Source organism: Pseudorhodobacter antarcticus (assembly GCF_900110135.1).
GTDB lineage: Bacteria > Pseudomonadota > Alphaproteobacteria > Rhodobacterales > Rhodobacteraceae > Pseudorhodobacter > Pseudorhodobacter antarcticus.
On the sequence record NZ_FOCO01000017.1, the window covers coordinates 54,056 to 72,035 of the forward strand.

Genomic DNA, 17,980 nt, shown 5'->3' on the forward strand with positions numbered 1-17,980 from the left:
TTGACGCAAGGCGGGGTTCGGGGGTGTTAATATGCGAAAAACCGCATATGTCAGGGGCAGCTTAGACAAAGGAAACATCATGTCCGTTCGCATCAACGATATTGCCCCCGATTTCACCGCCAACAGCACCGCTGGCCAGATCAAGCTGCATGACTGGATTGGCGACAGCTATGCCATCATTTTCAGCCACCCGCGCGATTTTACCCCCGTTTGCACCACGGAATTTGGCGCAGTGGCGCAATTGGCCCCCGAATTTGCCAAACGCAAAACCAAGGTTCTGGGTGTGTCGGTTGATTCGGTCGAAGAGCATGTGAAATGGAAAAACGACATTGCCGCCTTTGCCGGTGCGCCCGCCGATTTCCCGATCATTGATGATACATCGCTGACCGTGTCCAAGGCGTTTGACATGCTGCCCGCCGATTATTATCTGCCCGGCGCGGACCGCACCCCTGCCAACACCGCCACCGTGCGCGCGGTTTATATCATTGGGCCGGACAAAAAAATCCGCCTGACCATGACATACCCAATGTCCGTGGGCCGCAATTTTGCCGAGATTTTGCGCGCATTGGATGCGGTGCAGGCCACCGACGGTGTGCCGATCGCCACGCCCGCCAACTGGGTGCCGGGGCAAGATGTGATTGTCGCCAATTCGTTGGACAACGCGGCGGCGGAGGCAAAGTTTGGCCCGCTGGATATCAAACTGCCCTATTTGCGGTTTGCCAAAGCGCCGAAATAACCATTCACTTGCCGCTTTCCTTTTGGGCGCAAACCCCCTAAGGGAAAGCGGTCCCGACCTGTTCGGGGCATTAAGGGCCTTGCTGGACGACATCCCGGCACGTGCCGTCACAATTCAACCACGGAGAACCCGATGTCGATTACGCCAGAACTGAAAGCCCAACTGATCAAAGACTATGCCACCAAAGAAGGTGACACTGGGTCGCCCGAAGTGCAGGTTGCCATTTTGACCTCGCGCATCTCGACCCTGACCGAGCATTTTAAGGGCCACAAAAAAGACAATCATTCCCGTCGTGGGTTGTTGATGATGGTGGCCTTGCGCCGCAAGCTGTTGGATTACACCAAATCCAAAAGCGATGAGCGGTATCAGACCTTGATCAAGCGTTTGGGCATCCGCCGCTAAGGCGCGGCCCAGCCGATTGATTTTACACGATGCCCGCACCCAAAAGGTGCGGGCATTTCGCGTTTTGGTGGCCGCGTGCGTGATTTTGTTATGCAGATCAATTGTTTCACAGAATGTGATAGGGACACACAATATATAGCAGGCGCATTGCCTCAGCCCACAATCATGGCTATAGATTCAGGTTTGGGGGGTGGTCTTGGCTGCACAAGGATCGCCCGATGATGAGCGGGTTTGACCTTATGACGTATTGGCTGCGCCTTATGACTGGCTTGTTTTTGGCGTTTGCGCTGGGGGCCTGCGCATTGCCGCGCGGCGGGCCTATCCAAAGTGAGATTACCAAGAAAAGTGGCCAAACATCGGGCGAATACAGCGTTGTCGCGATCAGCCAGCAAAATATTGACCAGTTGAACGGGTGGGCCACGCCAAACAAAGCGGCGACGCAGGGCTGGCCGAGCGCGGGGCGTGGGGGCACCAGCAGCAAGATCAAACCGGGGGATCGCATCAGCCTGACAGTTTGGGAGAATGAGGCGAACGCGTTGTTGACGCCCGGAAACCAGAAATCGGTGCAATTGGCGAACATTGTGGTCAGCCCGACAGGCAAGATTTTCCTGCCCTACATCGGCGATTACACCATCAGCAATCAAACCCCGGATGTGGCGCGGGCGGAATTGCAGGAAAAAATGGGCACCATTTTGACGTCACCGCAGGTGCAAATCTCGGTCGATGCGGGGCGACAGAACACGGTTGATTTGGTGGGCGGCGTGGCAAAGCCGGGCAATTACGCGATGCCGGACCAAAACCTGTCGGTGCTGGGATTGTTAAGCCTTGGGGGTGGGATTCCGTCTGGGTTGCGCAACCCGCAGCTGCGGTTGCTGCGGTTGCTGCGCGGCGACAAGGTGTATGGCATATCTGCCAGCAGCGTGATGTCGGACCCGGCCAAGGATGCGTTGATCCGGGGCGGTGACAAGCTGATTGTCAGCGACGACAAGCGGTATTTTCTGGCGCTTGGTGCGGCGCAAAGGCAAAGCCAGATCTTTTTCCCGCAAGAACATGTCAGTGCTTTGGATGCTATGGCCCTGATCGGTGGGTTGGAGGCGACACGCGCCAACCCCGAAGCGATTTTGGTTTTGCGCAATTATGCGGCGGGGGCGCTGCGCCAAGACGGCACGGGCCCCGACAACCGCCAGATGATTTTTACGTTGGATTTGACCAGTGCGGACGGTTTGTTCAGCGCACAAAAGTTTGAAATTGCGGGCGATGATGTGGTTATCGTTGCGGAATCCCCGGTTGTGGGGCTGCGCACGGTGCTGACCATGATCGGGCAAAGCGTTGGCCTTGCGCGCAATGTGTCGAACGTGTCCAACTGAAGGGCGCAGCCCGGTCTTGGTTGGCGGCGTGCCGCTGGCTTGGTTGGCGGCCATCCCCCTTCCCAAACCCCCTGTTTTCCTGTAGACGCGCGCCATCTGTGACGTGAGGCCCGCCCCCGGCCACATGCAAAGGATAGGGGGCGGCGGCAATGGGGCCGCTATGTAACGGGGGGCCCGGAGCGCCGGGATGCCCCTAATGAGGAACGATGAATGTTTAACGTAACGAAAAAGTCGATCGAATGGGGCGGTGAAACGCTGACGCTGGAAACGGGCAAAGTGGCCCGTCAGGCTGATGGTTCGGTCATTGCGACCATGGGTGAAACCAGCGTCATGGCCAACGTGACCTTTGCGAAATCGCAAAAGCCGGGCCAGGATTTCTTTCCCCTGACAGTGCATTACCAAGAACGCTATTACGCCGCCGGCAAAGTGCCAGGCGGCTTTTTCAAGCGTGAGGCGCGGCCTTCTGAAAAAGAAACGCTGACCTCGCGGTTGATCGACCGTCCCATCCGCCCGCTGTTCGTGGATGGATTCAAAAACGAAGTTCTGTTGATTGTGACCGTGCTGTCGCATGATTTGGAAAATGAGCCTGATGTGCTGGCGATGATCGCCGCATCGGCAGCACTGACCATTTCGGGCGCGCCGTTCATGGGGCCAATCGCGGGTTGCCGCGTTGGTTTTTCCAAAGGGGCATATGTTCTGAACCCGTCTTGCGACGATATGATGAACTTGCGCAACAACCCAGAACAGCGTTTGGATCTGGTCGTTGCAGGCACCAAAGACGCCGTGATGATGGTGGAATCTGAGGCGTATGAGCTGTCCGAGGATGAAATGCTGGGCGCGGTGAAATTCGCGCATGACAGCATCCAGCCGGTGATCGACATGATCATGGACTTTGCCGATGATTGCGCGAAAGAGCCGTTTGAATTTACGGCCCCCGATTATTCCGCGCTGTCCGCCCGCGTGAAAGCGGTTGGTGTAACGCAAATGCGCGCCGCCTTCGCAATCCGCGACAAGCAAGAGCGTACGACCGCAATTTCGGCCGCCGTGGCCGCGATCAAAGCCGGTCTGTCGGACGAAGACAAAGCCAACGATAACCTTGGCGCGTCGATCAAGGATCTGGAAGCGGGCGTGTTGCGTGGCGATATCATCAACGGCTCTGCCCGGATTGATGGCCGCGACACCACCACCATCCGTCCTATCGTTTCCGAGACTGGCATCCTGCCGCGCACCCACGGGTCCGCGCTGTTCACCCGCGGCGAAACCCAAGGTCTGGTTGTGACCACATTGGGCACGGGCGAGGATGAACAGTTCATCGACGCGCTGACCGGGACGTCCAAATCCAACTTCTTGCTGCACTATAACTTCCCCCCCTATTCGGTGGGCGAAGTGGGCCGTTTTGGCCCCCCTGGCCGTCGTGAAATTGGTCACGGCAAGCTGGCGTGGCGTGCGTTGCAGGCAGTTTTGCCAGCGGCGACCGATTTCCCATACACCATTCGTGTGGTGTCGGAGATTACGGAAAGCAACGGCTCGTCGTCGATGGCGTCTGTTTGCGGTGGTTCGTTGTCCATGATGGACGCGGGCGTGCCGTTGAAGGCACCGGTTGCCGGCGTGGCGATGGGCCTGATCATGGATGATGATGGCAAGTTTGCCATCCTGTCGGATATCTTGGGTGACGAAGATCACCTTGGCGACATGGATTTCAAAGTGGCTGGCACCGAAGCCGGGATTACATCCTTGCAGATGGACATCAAAATCGCAGGCATCACGCCCGCGATTATGGAAAAAGCGCTGGCACAGGCCAAAGCGGGCCGGATGCACATCTTGGGCGAAATGGCCAAAGCGTTGACATCGGCGCAGGCGTTTTCGGCCTATGCGCCAAAGATCGAAACGATGACCGTGCCCACCGATAAAATCCGCGAAGTGATCGGGTCGGGCGGCAAAGTTATCCGTGAGATCGTCGAAGTGTCGGGTGCAAAGGTTGATATCAACGATGATGGCGTGATCAAAATCGCGTCCAACAACGCGGAAAACATCAAGAAAGCCTATGACATGATCTGGTCGATCGTGGCAGAGCCGGAAGAGGGCAAGGTTTACACTGGTAAGGTTGTGAAGCTGGTCGATTTCGGAGCGTTCGTGAACTTCTTTGGCAAGCGTGATGGTTTGGTGCATGTGTCCCAGATCGCCAACAAGCGTTTGCAGCACCCGAATGAGGCGCTGAAAGAAGGTCAAGAAGTTAAAGTGAAGCTGCTGGGCTTTGACGATCGTGGCAAGGTGCGGTTGGGCATGAAAATGGTCGATCAAGAAACCGGTGCCGAGATTGCCGAAGTTTCCGAAGGCTGATGCTGTGAGATGATCTGAGGGGCCCCGGTGGAAACGCCGGGGCCTTTTTGTTTGGGGTTTCAAGGCAGGGGGCGCTGCCCCCTAACGCCTATTTGCCCTTTCGGGCAAATAGGCGTACCCCCGGGATATTTTTGAACAGAAAAAGGGGTGGAGTGGGTGTGATTACCAAGCGGTTTACCAAAGGCGATGCGGAAAGTGTGGCGGAGTATTCAGCGTGTGAGGCGTACCGTTATGCGTTGACGCGGGTGTGGGATGCGGCAGGTGGTAAGGTGGCGTTTGTGATGTTGAACCCATCGACCGCGACCGAGGTGCAGAATGACCCGACGGTGGAGCGGTGCGAACGGCGCGCGCGGGTGTTGGGGTTTGGCGCGTTTCGGGTGGTCAATATTTTTGCCTATCGCGCGACCGATCCGCGCGTGATGCGGGCGCAGGCGGACCCTGTTGGACCGGGCAATGATGCGGCGATATTGGCGGCGGCGGATTGGGCGGACCGGGTGGTGTGCGGCTGGGGCAATCATGGGGCGCATTTGGGGCGCGGTATTGTGGTGGCGGCGGCTTTGCGGGGGTCAGGGCGGCCGTTGTATCAGTTGGGGTTGACCAAGGATGGGCAGCCAAAGCACCCTTTGTACATCAGTTACGATCGCCAGCCCGAGGTTTGGGGCTAGGCCTGCGGTGGGTTAAAAACTGCTGGAGGGCATTAGCGTGAGTTGATCGACCGTTAGCCCAGCACCGTTTGTGATCACGGCCAAGGGGATACCATCCAGCCAAACGGTGGCGTCGCTGGACCCATCATCGGTGATCAGTTCGACATGCGGATCGGGGTGGGCTGTGGCATCGTACAAGATCACGATGTCATCTTCAGCCGGGTCATAATCGGTAATATGGGCCATCGACCCATCCCCAATCCAATCGCCCAAGGTGAATATATCAGCGCCCATGCCGCCATGCGCGTAATCGCCCGCGCCGATCATCAGCGTGTCATCGCCATCGCCACCGTTCAGGAAATCGCTGCCCTGGCTGTCGCTGGGGGTGTCGGGGTCAAAGCCCCATAGCGTATCGTTGCCTGCGTTGCCGTCCAGCGTGTCATGGCCCGCGCCGCCTTGCAGCACATCATCGTCATAGCCGCCTGCCACCCAATCCTCGCCCACACCGCCCAACAGGCTGTCATTGCCCGCGCCGCCGATCAGGCTGTCGTCGCCATCATCGCCCAGCAGCGTGTCATCATCCATATGCCCGGTCAGGCTGTCATTACCTGCGCCGCCCGCGATCTGGTCGTGGCCATCATTGCCTTGGACCACATCATCGCCGTCATCGCCCGACAGGCTGTCATTGCCAGCGCTGCCGTCGATGTTGTCATCGCCGTACCCACCCGAAATCAAATCGTCACCTGCACGCCCACCCAACACATCGTTACCACCACCCCCATCAACCGTATCCGCCCCCGCGTCGCCGGTCAAAATATCATCGTCATTCCAGCCCTGAATCTGGATGTTTTCTGATGCAAGCGGGGGGGTATCGGTGGAATCGGTATTTTCATCGGGGCCAAGGGCGGTGGCACGATCTGGATCTGCGGTGGGTGTTGGATTAGCGGCGTCTTGGGGGGTGGCATCGCTTTCGGCCGCGCCGGAATCGGTTTCGGCCGCGCCGGAATCGGTTTCGGTATCGCGATCGATAAATTCCAGCAGATCGCTGGTGCTTTCGGTTGCCGCCGCAGGTTGCAGGGCGTCATCCTCTGTCTCGGTCAGGGGGGTGTCGTCGGTATTTTGGGCCTTTGCACCAGACATCAGCCCATCTGCCATGAACCCAGCAAACAGCGCCCCAAATATCCCTAAAAGTCCCAACATCGCCGCCGCCCCCGCTTTGACATCCCGCGATGTCACACGTCTTGTTAACCATTATGGCGGATAAACCGCTGTAATCATTCAGAATATAGGGGCGAGCATGGCATGAAAATGCGTATCAATCCAGCAAACCGGGGGGCTGCCGCGACACTTTCTGCGGGCGTGGTTAAAATTTAGGGGCGTGACCCCGCGCGCAGGGGTGCGATCAATCGTTGAACACGCGCGACGGGTGCAATTCGCCCGCCTTATATTGCCCCACGGCCACGGCGCGGCCCATGTAGCTTGCCCACGCTTCATCCCCGAATTCGGCGTTTGAAGTTAGCACCATACCGGGGTTGCCGTTTTTCAAACGCGCCGCCCCTTCGGCTGTGGTGGGCAGTTCGGGCAAATCGGCAAGCCCCAGCTCCAGCGGCAGCAAATACGCGTCCAGTTCGGGCGATTTTGCCTGCGCGTCCAGCACCTCTAGCGAAATCCCCTGTTCGGCGGTGAACGGGCCGGACCACGTGCGCCGCAGCCACAACACATGCCCCAAACAGCCCAAATCAGCGCCCAAATCCCGCGCGATGGACCGCACATAGCCGCCTTTGCCGCAAACCATTTCCAATTCCACATGGTCGGCATCTGGGCGTGCAATCATCTCCAACCGGTCCACCCACAAATCGCGGGCGGCCAAATCCATTTCGCCGCCTGCGCGCGCGATGTCATAGGCGCGTTCGCCTTCCACCTTTACGGCGGAAAACTGGGGCGGGATTTGTTGGATATTGCCGCGAAATGCCGCCAAACCTGCGGCAATTTCGGCATCACTGGGGCGCAGATCGCGGGTCTCAATCACCTCGCCTTCGGCATCATCGGTGCGGGTGGCCACGCCAAGGCGCACCACAAATCGGTAACATTTCAACGCATCGGTGATGTAGGGCACGGTTTTGGTCGCCTCGCCCAGCGCTATCGCCAACACGCCTGTCGCGTCGGGGTCCAGCGTGCCCGCATGGCCCGCCTTTTGCGCATCAAACGCCCATTTCACCTTGTTCACCACCGATGTGGATGTGATGCCCGCAGGTTTATCCACCACCAGCCAGCCGGAAATTGCGCGGCCTTTGCGTTTGCGTGCCATGATGCCCCCTTTTGCGAAAACCCGTGGCTACAGCGCGCGCGCAGACCCGTCAAGCGCGGCCTAATCGGGCACCACCAGCCCCACCATCGGCCCCATCGCAAAGCCGAAATCGTTGCGGCGCAGATCGGTGGAAAACAGCCGGCTGATCTTGCCATCGAAATACAGCGCGTTGGGCGTGGCCAGCGCATCGCGAAACAGGCGGCCAAACTGTGCAAAATTCACCGCACGCCCCGAAATGGCAAAAATCGCCGTGCGCCCATCCGCCGACACGCCCACCCCGTTGCGAATGAACTGGCTGTCGCTGGCGGGTAAAAACCGCGGGTGCAGCGCGCCGTCAATCACCAGCATTGGGCCAGATTGGGTGGCATATTGGCAGGCGGGTGCCGCCGCCACAAAAGCCCGCGATTCGATCACCGAAAACGTATCGCCAATGCAAAACACGCCATTGGGCAGCAGGCCAAAATTGCCGGGGCCGTCGCGCGTCACAATCCGCGACCGTTCCACGCCGTCCGTCACCAACAGCCCCACGGGCGCGCGGTCGGGGTGGTACATGCCAGCGTTCATCGCAAAGCGCAGGGTTTTGCCCTGCGGTTTCAACACGTCATTCACGCGGCCAAAACTGCCCAGCACGGCCCCCGCATCATCGGCATGAAACAGGCGCAGATCGGCCCCTGCGGTCACGGTGCAAATGGTAAACGGGGTATCTTCAAACGTGATATTTTCGCATGGCACATCGGCCAGCGCTGGGGCACCACAGACCAGCGCCAGCGCGCAGGCCCATACCGCCTTAAGCATCGCTGTCGGGGGTATCATCGCGGGCCGCCACATCGCGCTGCACCCGTTCGTCTGACAACAGGCGGCGGGTTTCATCCAGCTGGTCAAACGTAATATCGCGGCGAAACCGCAGTTCGGGCACATGTTTGATCACCATGCCTTTGCTAACGTGGTGGCGCAATTCGCCTTGATGTTTGGCCAGCAGCGCAATCGCCACCTCCACATCTTTGCCACCCAGCGGCATCACATGCACGGTCGCCACGCGCAAATCGGCAGACATTTGCACCTCACCCACGGTGATATAAATCCGGTTCAAATCCGGGTCATGCACATCGCCACGCGACAGCACTTCGGATAAAATCCGGCGGATCAATTCACCAACACGAAGTTGGCGCTGCGATGGCCCCTTGGCCGAGGATAGGTTTTTATGTGCCATACCCCTCCACATAGGGCGAAACCCTGCGCCCCGCAACGGGCATCGCCAAGTTGTGTGCGCGGCTGCGACGCGTTACACAGGGCAAAAGATGCATGTGGGGGTGTGATATGGCCGATGTTCCGGGGCTGGTGGTAACAGGCGCATCAGGCCGTATGGGCCAAATGCTGGTCCGCTTGATCGGCGCATCCGACCGGGCGCGGTTGGTGGGTGCGGTGGAACGCGTGGGCCATGACTGGGTCGGGCGCGATATTGGGGTTTGCATGGGCGGTGCGCCAATGGGCGTTTTGGTGACGGATGATGCCGGGGCCGCGTTTCAGGGCGCCCAAGCGGTGATTGATTTTACCGCCCCTGCCGCCACCGTTGCGTTTTCCGCGCTGGCCGTGCGCGCAGGCATTGTCCACGTCATTGGCACCACAGGGATGGAGGATGCGGATATCGCCGCGCTGACCCCCGGCGGCGTCACCATCCGCGCGGGCAATATGTCGCTGGGTGTGAACCTGTTGGTGCAACTGACCCAACGGGTTGCGGCCGCCTTGGACGCCGATTGGGATATTGAGGTGGTGGAGGCGCATCACCGCATGAAGGTTGACGCCCCATCCGGCACCGCCTTGATGCTGGGCCAAGCGGCGGCGGCGGGCCGTGGCGTTGCGCTGGCCGATGTGCGCGACAGTGGCCGCGATGGTATCACAGGCGCTCGGGTGCGGGGCGATATCGGTTTTACTGCCATTCGGGGTGGCGACATTGTGGGCGAACATGATGTGATTTTCGCGACTGAAGGCGAGCGTATCATTCTGCGCCACCTTGCCACCGACCGCGCCATTTTTGCCCGTGGTGCCCTGCGTGCCGCCCTTTGGGGCCAATCGCAACCCCCCGGCGCTTATGATATGATGGATGTGTTGGGGCTGTAACGCCCTAAAACTGATCCAACCCCTGGCGCGCTGCGTAGTGTTTTTAAATATCGGAGGACGCGATGAAAGCCCTTGCCCTTGCCGCCCTACTTGCCGCCCCCCTTCCCGCCCTTGCCGAAGGATTTGCACCCGTGCGTGAAAAGGCGGAATTTGTGGGCCTGATCAACGGCAAAGCGCTGACCCGTTTTGGCATTTCCTTAAATGTATCTCCCGCAGGCGCGATCAAGGGCAGCGCCTTTGGCACCACGGTCACGGGCAACTGGAACTGGAAAAACGGCCTGTTTTGCCGCGATATGGCCTATGGCAGCACCGAAATCGAACTCAACTGCCAAACCGTTGCGCGCAAAGGCAGCACGCTGCGCTTTACCTCCGATGCGGGCAAGGGCGATTCTGCCGACATGCGGATCAAGTGATAAAGGCGCGGTAGGCGTCTGACGCCTCTAAAAACCCTTGGTCAACCAACAGCCCCGGCCCTGCGTACACCTGCGATTGCGCGGGGGTGATTACAAACGCATCGCCGCCCACCGCCGCCGCCAACCGCTTTGCATCCTCTGCATGGTCCCACGTTCCTGCCGCAACGGATGCGGCATCGCGCGCCAGATAATCCCCCGCCAGTTTGTAATGCCGCAACAGCCCGGTCACATCCGCCACCCGCACCCCGCTGGCACAATGCGGATGCACCATCACCGCCACCCCTGCGATATTGCGCACCAAGGAATGTTTCGACAAAAAGCACGCCTCGCCAAACACCTCTGCGCGCAGCCCGCCGCGTTTCAGCGCCACCTCGCCGTGGTTGGCATCCAAAAACCAGCTGAAATCAATGCGCGTTTGTTCGTGATAAGGCAGCGTTTCCATCTGCCCCAAACTGTACCTGTCCGCCCGCGCAATCACGGTTGCGTAATCCCAGCCCTTGGTCTGCGCGTAGGGCGCAGGCGCAAACAAATCCAACATCTGCGTCACCATCGCCGTGAACTCGCGCTGGTTCAAATAGGCGGTCAACTGAGGCAATGGCGCGCCCAGCGGCGCCTCAAACAGCTCATCCGCGTCGGCAAACAGCAGCCACCCGCCTTGCACCACCCGCGCCCCCGCCACGCGCAGCGCGATTTCATACTGCTTGGCGGGCAAGGTGTTGCGCAGCACGGTCACATCCGCAAAACCCTGCGCAATTGCCACCGTTGCATCGGTGGACCCGTTGTCGATCAAAACAATATGGCGCACGCCCAAGCGTTGGTGATGCGCCAAAAACGCGGGCATAAAATACGCGGCATCCTTGACCAAGGCGATCACCGCCACCTCATCATCGCGCAGCGTCACGCGGGCCGGGCCGTGCAACACTACCATGCCCCGCGCCACCCGCACCCGCGTTGCAATCGCGCGGGCCCGCCGCGAAATTCCGTTAAAAATGCGCTGAAACACCAAAAACCTCCGGCACCATACCCCGCGATGTGACAGCCCCCACGCACCCTTGGCAAGCCCTGCCCCATAATTTGACAAGCCTGCCCAAATCTGGGCACAGATACCCCCTGCAAAGGGGGCCCAATGCCAACACCACACGCCAGCCTCGTCGCGGTCGTCGTCACGTTCAACCGCCTGGCGCAGTTGCAAACCACGCTGGCCCGCCTGCTGGAAACCGCGCCGCAGCATTTGACCGCGATTATCGTTGTCGACAATGCCTGCACCGATGGCACCCCCGCTTGGCTGCACACCCAAACGGACCCCCGCCTGCACGTCCTGCGCCTGCCCCAAAACGGCGGCGGCGCGGGCGGGTTTGAGGCGGGAATGCGCCACGCCACAGCCCAGTTTGACCCCGATTGGATGGTCGTGATGGATGATGATGCGCGCCCGCATCCCGGTTGCCTTGCCGCGTTCCACGCCAAACCGCGCGATGCTGCCATGGGCTGGGCCGCCGCCGTGTACCACCCCGATGGGCGCATTTGCGACATGAACCGCCCGTCGATCAACCCGTTTTGGCGCCCCGAAATCCTGCGCCGCACGCTGCTGGGGGGCGGGCGCAACGGCTTTCACCTTGGCCCCGCTGATTATGCCGCCACCACCGACCGCGATATTGACGGCACATCCTTTGTCGGTTTTTTCATCTCGCGCGCGGGCACAGCGCTTACTGGCTACCCCGATGGGCGGTTGTTTCTGTATGGCGATGACGTCCTTTACACCCTTGGTCTGCGTGCTGCCGGGGGCCGCATCGCCTTTGCGCCCGACCTAAAATTTGACCATGATTTCAGCACCATGTCCGATGCTGACCGCCGCTTTCGGCCTTTGTGGAAAACCTATTACCACTACCGCAACCTGCTCATGGTCTACCGCGTGGCCGCTGGCCCGTGGTTCTGGCTGGCCCTGCCCGGTGCAATGGTAAAATGGCTGATCAAAATCCGTTATCACGGCGGAGAGCGTGCCCGCCATGAAGCCTATGCAATTGACTTCAATTATACGCTTATCCAGCTGTAAATAAACATTAATTCAGTAATTTACACGCACCGCACTGTGTAATCTTGTGCAATCAAACGTATTCAATTACTCTGATATCGTGGGGTAAGTCGTTGGATAGATGAATGCCGAAAATCATAGATGAACTCTCTGCCATTGATGTGAAGCGCCTTGCCCATCCCGGCGGGAATCGAAACGTGCTGATTTCGGTCGGTGGCGTTCCCGGCCTGCATATGCAGTTGACGCCGAAACGCGGGCGGTCGTGGGTGCTGCGTACAACGATTGGCGGCGAGCGCCGCGATATCGGCTTGGGGGGCTTCCCGGCTGTCACGCTGGCACAAGCCCGCCACAAGGCGCGTGATGCCCGCGATAAGATTTGCCAAGGCATCGACCCCATTGAGGAACGCAAAGCCGCAAGAGCCGCGCTTGCCGCTGCGCAGCGCCGTGGCATGACTTTTGCCGATGCAACCGATAAATACCTAGACGCCAAGCTGGACGCTTTTAAGAACGCCAAGCATCGCCAGCAATGGCAGAACACGCTTGAAACCTATGCCAAGCCCGAACTTGGCAAGATGCTGGTCGATGATATCGCGGTGCAAGACGTGCTACGCGTGCTGCAGCCCATCTGGGCCGACAAGACTGAAACCGCGTCACGGGTACGGGGCCGCATTGAATCGGTGCTGTCATGGGCCACGGTGGCGGGTCATCGCACTGGCGACAACCCGGCGCGATGGGCTGGCAACCTCAAAGAACTGTTGCCCGCCCCGTCCCAAGTGGCAAAGGAAACCAACCAACCTGCCATTCAGCTAGAGGACGCCCCCCGCTGGTTTGAGGCGTTGCGGGGCCGTGAAGGCTTTGGCGCGCGGGCTTTGGAGTTTCTGGCCCTGACTGCCACGCGGTCGCAGGAAATACGCGGCGCGGTTTGGGATGAAATAGATTTGGATAAGGCGCTGTGGATTATTCCGGCAGCGCGCATGAAAATGGACCGGGAACACCGCATCCCGCTATCTGCTCATGCGGTGGCGATGCTGCGCGCCCTGCCACGGCTGCAAGACAATCTGTTGATCTTTCCAGCGGCCCGCGGTGGTGAATTGTCGGATGCAACGCTATCGGCTGCTATGAAGCGGATGCACGCAACAGAGATTGCGGCGGGTGGCGTGGGCTTTGTGGATCGCGCATCCAAACGCGCCGCCGTGCCGCATGGCCTGCGCAGCACGTTCCGCGATTGGGTGGGCGAGCGCACCAACTACCCCGGCGACATGGCAGAGGTGGCGATAGCCCATAAGATCAGCAATGCGGTGGAGGCGTCGTACCGGCGTGGTGATATGGTGGAGAAGCGCCGGAAAATGATGGATGATTGGGCAGATTTTATGGCTGGAGTCGAGCGACTGGGCAACGTTGTGAGGATGGGGTAACTTTAGTGAATGAAGAGACTCTCAAGGAAATGCTGGAAGCTTACTCTGATGGAGGGGTTAGCAGAACGCAGAGTGATGCCTTTGGTTCACAAAGGCCCGAAATAGCCACTTTTCTTAATTTTTGCTCAAAACATCAAGGAGTTCCGTTTCGTGCCCTTTGCAATTTTGGTGGCTTGGAGTTTATCTTTGCCTATAGAGAGCAATTCCGACAAATTGGTATCGAAGGTACAATATTAGCAGAGTGCATGGATGGCGATTCAGCCGCCATTGGCGAGGTGTGCAGAAAGATTCTACAATCTCTGGAGAATGCGAAAGAGCTTTCCACAACAGGCAAAACTCAATTGGTTAGCAGGGGTCTCACCGTCAACCTGACGGCGGTGAAAGCATTTATTTTGGCTACGCTAGATGCCAAAGAGCGATACCATGTGGATGAGGTGATCCCTGAATTTCATTTTCTCATATCGTTGGTGCTTTTCCCGGGCCCCCCGGATGCAGACGCTTTGAGAACAAGCGAAAATTTGAAATTCAACGCAGCCTTTTTAGCTTGGGGCTATCGTCATAAATACAACATTTATCCATCATACCGGAAACTTGCGAAATTACTCGGCGTTGCGCCATCTACAATTTCAAGGCTGTTTGCAAGCCGTGATGAATTTGAAGCGAATGTAGAAATGTGTGGCATTATGGGCGAGCCAAATGACTTTCCTCGATTGGCGCGGATTATGGCCAACTTATAGGGGTAGCGCTGTTGCATGCAGTTTTACGTGCGCAACACCTCATCGGTATAACACATTGCAACTCAATGCTTTTGTATGGAGTTGCAAATGACTGAAACCTATCTCTCAAACCGCCACCTTGCTGCACGCTACAATGTGCATCACCTTACCCCGTGCCGTTGGCTTAACACTGATCCAACATTTCCCAAACCTGTCCGTTTGACCCCAGGCTGCACACGCTGGAAGCTGTCTGATATCGAGGCTTGGGAAGTCGCCAAAGCAAACGCCACATAACGAAAAACCGCCACCCGATGAACGGGAAGCGGCTCTATTCGTTGTAGCTGTGAGAAGTACAACAATATCCCCGACCCGTTCAGGTTTCAACAAAGGAATCCGAACGATGAAGATCAAAACGAAAATCGAAGCGGGCGACACGCCCATCACGTTGCAGTTGAAAGGCCGTTTGGCTTGGACGCTGTGTGAACTGGTGAAAGCAGGTGAAGCTGGTATCACGCCGCAGCACAATCCCGCCCCGCGCGTCAGCCACTATGTCATGACGCTGCGCCGCAAAGGCATTGCCATTGATACCGACATGCAGCTGCATGGTGGCGCGTTCCCCGGTGAACATGGTGTCTATGGCCTGAAAGGCGCGGTGACTATTGAACAGGTGGAGGGCCGCACATGATGGCCCTGCGCATTGCCCGCCTATGCCGTGAATTGGGTGTATCCACTTCGGTGGCAAAATCCATCGCAGCCCTTGCTCTTGGGGAGGGCCGCAAATGACAGCCCTTCGGGTTTCAACACTATTGGAACCTATCCGCAACGAAATGGCCCGCTTGAAAGCGGCGGGTCACCACCTCTTGCCTTTGGGCGGTGGTGCGGATGGCAAGTCGCAGCTGTTGCGCGCATGGACTGGACCCAGCCTGACCTTGCTGGCCTCCCGCCGCACATTGGAAGATACTGGGCAGTTGCGGCTGGTAGCCGCTATCCTTGTCCAGTTTGCTTATGGGGAGGGCAGCGAATGAGTGACGCGCAAACCCTTACCCAAACGCTGGGCGGGAAGTGGCGGGGCCATACTGGCCTTGCACCGTGCCCTGTCTGCCAAACTGAGCGCCGCCGCGACCAAAGGGGGCTTTCCATACGGGCCGAGGGCGGCACCCTATTGGCGTTTTGCCATAAGAGCGGGTGCGACTTTCGGGATATTGTGAAGGCGGCGGGCCTGCCCCGTGATGGGTTGCGCCTTGACCCGTTAGCAGCGCGGGAAGCCGATGCCCAGCGCGATGCCTATGCGCAGGCACAACTTGCCAAGGCGCGGCGGCTTTGGGCTACATGTAAGCCTCTCACGGGCACAAAGGGGGAGGCATACTTGCGGGGGCGGGGCATTACGTGCCCTCTGCCGCCGTCCCTTGGCTGGGCTGTAGATGCCTTTCACGGGCCGAGCGCCCGTTACCTCTCTGCAATGGTGGGTGACGTATCAACAGGCGGGGTACATCGCACCTACTTTGAAAAGGCGGGCGCGCGTATCAGCCGGAACGCCAAGATGATGCAAGGCCCATGTGCAGGCGGCGCGGTGGCGCTGTCTGAAGCTCATGGGCCGCTGGTTGTATGCGAAGGCATAGAAACAGGTCTGAGCCTTCTGAGCGGCCTTCTAAGCTGCCCCGTGACGGTTTGGGCCGCGCTATCCACTTCGGGTATGAAATCCTTAGCCCTGCCCAAGGCGGCGGGTGAATTGATCCTTGCGACCGATTCCGATGATGGCGGGGTTGGTTTTGAAGCTGGCAATGTGCTGGCCGAGCGCGCAGCGGCACTAGGCTGGCAAGTTTCGCTTTGGCCCGCGCCGGATGGTAAAGACTGGAATGACGTTTTGCGCGAGGGGGTGACGGCTTGAACATTTCACAACCCACAGCGTTTATTCCAAAGGTTACTGATCGGGCGACGCGCATAGCCTCGCAATTTGTTCCGTTGGCCGCAATCAAGCCGGTGCTTGGATCAAATTACCTTGTCAAAGGCTTGCTGGATCGGGGGGGCTTCAGCGTAATCTATGGCGAGAGCAACGTAGGGAAAACATTCCTTGCGCTTGATCTGGCCTTGCACGTTGCGGCGGACACGGCTTGGCATCAATCGCGGGTCTGCGGCGGGGCTGTGATCTATGTTGCAGGCGAAGGCGGCGCGGGTATTAAAAACCGAATTGCTGCAATCGGCCTGAAAGTCCCAGAGCTTGCCGCTAGGGCAGAGGGCCGGTTTACCCTGCTACCGACGAACTTAGACCTCTGCACAGGCGACGACGCGGCGGCACTGATAGCCGCCTTGAGCCAGACCGACGTTGCCCCAGCGCTGATTGTGATCGACACCTTGGCGCGGTCTATGGGCGCGGGCGACGAAAACACCGCAAAGGATATGGGGCTTTTAGTTCAATCCGTGGACGCCATCAGAGAGGCTACAGGGGCGCATGTTGCCATTATCCATCACAGCGGCAAGGATGCTGCGAAGGGTGCGCGTGGCAGCGGCTCCTTGCGGGCTGCAGTGGATACGGAGATCGAACTTACGCGCAACCGAGACACGATTATTGCGACCACGAAGAAACAGCGCGATATGATTTGCGGCGCTAAATTTGCCTATAGTCTGTCCTCTGTTGATCTGGGCACCGATGGTGATGGCGACCCTATCACAAGCGCGGTTGTGGTGCGTGCCGATATGCCCCTGAACGCTGCGCAGCCCCTTAAGAGGCAAGCCTTGATTGCCATGCAGGCTTTGGGGGACGCACTAGCCGCCCATGGCGAGGTTAAGCACGGCGAGGACTTCCCGCCGAACCGTCAATGCGTGTCACTGGATCACTGGCGCAAGGCTTGCGACCGTCATCAACTAACAAACGGTGGCAGCGATAGCGCGCTGCGACAAGCATTTGGCCGTGCGTGGAAGTCGCTGCAAGATGGGGGCCTTGTCCGCGTCCTAGATGGCTTTGCTTGGATGTGCGCTGGTGAGTGACAACGTGACATGCCGTGACAAGTCACGCCCTGAAAGTCCTCAATCTAGTGTGACAAACGTGACAACACCCTATGGGGTGTCACGATTTGTCACTGTGACCCCATCCGAACAGGAGGGGATAATAATCGGAATCAACTTGGGTTGTTTCGCTGGTTCTGTCGCAAATTTTGTTGGAATTTGAGTGCGGGCATCGCCCGGACATAATTATGCTGCGAGCGCAGCAAACTGCTGAAATGCGGTAAGGCCGTTGGCATGGAGCTGCCCCTTTCGGATCATATGCGTGGTCTCGATCCCAGCCAAGGTCGCCTCGGCAGAATGGAAGGCCTTGAAGCCAAGCATGGGGGCCGTGATCCGCTTTACGAAGCGATGATCTTGTTCGATGATGTTGTTGAGGTATTTGACCTGCAGTATCTTGATGGTGTTGCCTGATCCCGTGAACTTCAGGATCACATTGACGCTTTGCAGACCCGCCAGATTAGCGCCGCTTTTGTCGATGACGACACGGTC

General features: G+C 58.6%; 20 protein-coding genes. 14 read left to right on the forward strand and 6 right to left on the reverse strand.

The features are described 5' to 3' along the window. Nucleotides 1-79 precede the first annotated feature (79 nt). The 5 genes from BMY36_RS10315 to BMY36_RS10335 all read left to right on the forward strand — a co-directional run bounded on the left by BMY36_RS10315 (nucleotide 80) and on the right by BMY36_RS10335 (nucleotide 5,510). Nucleotides 80-736 carry a peroxiredoxin gene (locus BMY36_RS10315; protein WP_050518928.1) on the forward strand — a complete coding sequence of 219 codons (657 nt, stop codon included), beginning with the start codon at nucleotides 80-82 and terminating at the stop codon, nucleotides 734-736. A gap of 132 nt (nucleotides 737-868) precedes the next feature. After that, entirely contained in the window at nucleotides 869-1,138 is a 270-nt protein-coding gene (gene rpsO, locus BMY36_RS10320; RefSeq protein WP_050518908.1) for a 30S ribosomal protein S15, read from the forward strand. A gap of 221 nt (nucleotides 1,139-1,359) precedes the next feature. After that, complete coding sequence (locus BMY36_RS10325; protein ID WP_175469278.1) at nucleotides 1,360-2,505, forward strand: polysaccharide biosynthesis/export family protein; 1,146 nt, start codon at nucleotides 1,360-1,362, stop codon at nucleotides 2,503-2,505. Between the two features lie 210 nt (nucleotides 2,506-2,715). Beyond that, entirely contained in the window at nucleotides 2,716-4,845 is a 2,130-nt protein-coding gene (gene pnp, locus BMY36_RS10330) for a polyribonucleotide nucleotidyltransferase (RefSeq protein ID WP_050518910.1), read from the forward strand. Between the two features lie 158 nt (nucleotides 4,846-5,003). After that, complete coding sequence (locus tag BMY36_RS10335) at nucleotides 5,004-5,510, forward strand: DUF1643 domain-containing protein (RefSeq protein ID WP_050518929.1); 507 nt, start codon at nucleotides 5,004-5,006, stop codon at nucleotides 5,508-5,510. Nucleotides 5,511-5,522: 12 nt separating this feature from the next. Here the strand turns inward: BMY36_RS10335 and BMY36_RS10340 are convergent, their stop codons facing one another. The 4 genes from BMY36_RS10340 to rbfA all read right to left on the reverse strand — a co-directional run bounded on the left by BMY36_RS10340 (nucleotide 5,523) and on the right by rbfA (nucleotide 9,007). After that, complete coding sequence (locus tag BMY36_RS10340; RefSeq protein WP_050518911.1) at nucleotides 5,523-6,725, reverse strand: calcium-binding protein; 1,203 nt, start codon at nucleotides 6,723-6,725, stop codon at nucleotides 5,523-5,525. A 166-nt stretch (nucleotides 6,726-6,891) separates the two neighbouring features. Then, nucleotides 6,892-7,797 carry a tRNA pseudouridine(55) synthase TruB gene (gene truB / locus BMY36_RS10345; protein ID WP_050518912.1) on the reverse strand — a complete coding sequence of 302 codons (906 nt, stop codon included), beginning with the start codon at nucleotides 7,795-7,797 and terminating at the stop codon, nucleotides 6,892-6,894. A 60-nt stretch (nucleotides 7,798-7,857) separates the two neighbouring features. Then, a complete protein-coding gene (locus BMY36_RS10350; protein ID WP_231579670.1) occupies nucleotides 7,858-8,610 on the reverse strand; it encodes a phosphodiester glycosidase family protein in 753 nt (250 codons plus the stop codon). Further along, the gene (gene rbfA / locus BMY36_RS10355; protein WP_050518914.1) at nucleotides 8,585-9,007 is read right to left on the reverse strand and encodes a 30S ribosome-binding factor RbfA; all 423 of its coding nucleotides are present in this window, start codon (nucleotides 9,005-9,007) and stop codon (nucleotides 8,585-8,587) included. Before rbfA ends, BMY36_RS10350 begins: the two co-directional genes overlap by 26 nt. Nucleotides 9,008-9,114: 107 nt before the next feature. Here rbfA and dapB point away from each other — a divergent pair, with 107 nt between their 5' ends. After that, the gene (gene dapB, locus BMY36_RS10360) at nucleotides 9,115-9,915 is read left to right on the forward strand and encodes a 4-hydroxy-tetrahydrodipicolinate reductase (RefSeq protein ID WP_050518915.1); all 801 of its coding nucleotides are present in this window, start codon (nucleotides 9,115-9,117) and stop codon (nucleotides 9,913-9,915) included. A 62-nt stretch (nucleotides 9,916-9,977) separates the two neighbouring features. Next, nucleotides 9,978-10,328 (forward strand): hypothetical protein, encoded by a 351-nt coding sequence (locus BMY36_RS10365; protein ID WP_050518916.1) that lies wholly within the window; start codon nucleotides 9,978-9,980, stop codon nucleotides 10,326-10,328. Here the strand turns inward: BMY36_RS10365 and BMY36_RS19210 are convergent. After that, entirely contained in the window at nucleotides 10,321-11,331 is a 1,011-nt protein-coding gene (locus tag BMY36_RS19210) for a glycosyltransferase family 2 protein (RefSeq protein WP_175469279.1), read from the reverse strand. The genes BMY36_RS10365 and BMY36_RS19210 overlap by 8 nt on opposite strands. 123 nt (nucleotides 11,332-11,454) lie before the next feature. Here BMY36_RS19210 and BMY36_RS10375 point away from each other — a divergent pair, with 123 nt between their 5' ends. The 7 genes from BMY36_RS10375 (at nucleotide 11,455) to BMY36_RS10410 (ending at nucleotide 17,473) form a co-directional block, all read left to right on the forward strand. Continuing rightward, nucleotides 11,455-12,378 carry a glycosyltransferase gene (locus BMY36_RS10375; protein ID WP_074818687.1) on the forward strand — a complete coding sequence of 308 codons (924 nt, stop codon included), beginning with the start codon at nucleotides 11,455-11,457 and terminating at the stop codon, nucleotides 12,376-12,378. A 104-nt stretch (nucleotides 12,379-12,482) separates the two neighbouring features. After that, nucleotides 12,483-13,772 carry a tyrosine-type recombinase/integrase gene (locus BMY36_RS10380; protein ID WP_050518919.1) on the forward strand — a complete coding sequence of 430 codons (1,290 nt, stop codon included), beginning with the start codon at nucleotides 12,483-12,485 and terminating at the stop codon, nucleotides 13,770-13,772. Nucleotides 13,773-13,777: 5 nt separating this feature from the next. Beyond that, the gene (locus BMY36_RS10385) at nucleotides 13,778-14,509 is read left to right on the forward strand and encodes a helix-turn-helix domain-containing protein (protein ID WP_050518920.1); all 732 of its coding nucleotides are present in this window, start codon (nucleotides 13,778-13,780) and stop codon (nucleotides 14,507-14,509) included. A 379-nt stretch (nucleotides 14,510-14,888) separates the two neighbouring features. Beyond that, nucleotides 14,889-15,173: a winged helix domain-containing protein gene (locus tag BMY36_RS10395; protein WP_050518921.1), complete on the forward strand. Its 285-nt coding sequence runs from the start codon at nucleotides 14,889-14,891 to the stop codon at nucleotides 15,171-15,173. Between the two features lie 142 nt (nucleotides 15,174-15,315). Beyond that, the gene (locus BMY36_RS10400) at nucleotides 15,316-15,513 is read left to right on the forward strand and encodes a hypothetical protein (protein ID WP_050518922.1); all 198 of its coding nucleotides are present in this window, start codon (nucleotides 15,316-15,318) and stop codon (nucleotides 15,511-15,513) included. Then, nucleotides 15,510-16,376, forward strand: a complete 867-nt coding sequence (locus BMY36_RS20955; RefSeq protein WP_050518923.1) for a toprim domain-containing protein — start codon at nucleotides 15,510-15,512, stop codon at nucleotides 16,374-16,376. The genes BMY36_RS10400 and BMY36_RS20955 overlap by 4 nt, the downstream gene beginning before the upstream one ends. Beyond that, nucleotides 16,373-17,473, forward strand: a complete 1,101-nt coding sequence (locus tag BMY36_RS10410) for an AAA family ATPase (protein WP_139194003.1) — start codon at nucleotides 16,373-16,375, stop codon at nucleotides 17,471-17,473. Before BMY36_RS20955 ends, BMY36_RS10410 begins: the two co-directional genes overlap by 4 nt. 204 nt (nucleotides 17,474-17,677) lie before the next feature. Here BMY36_RS10410 and BMY36_RS10415 read toward each other — a convergent pair. Continuing rightward, on the reverse strand, nucleotides 17,678-17,980 hold a 303-nt coding region (locus BMY36_RS10415; protein ID WP_139194004.1), incomplete at its 5' end, for a DDE-type integrase/transposase/recombinase.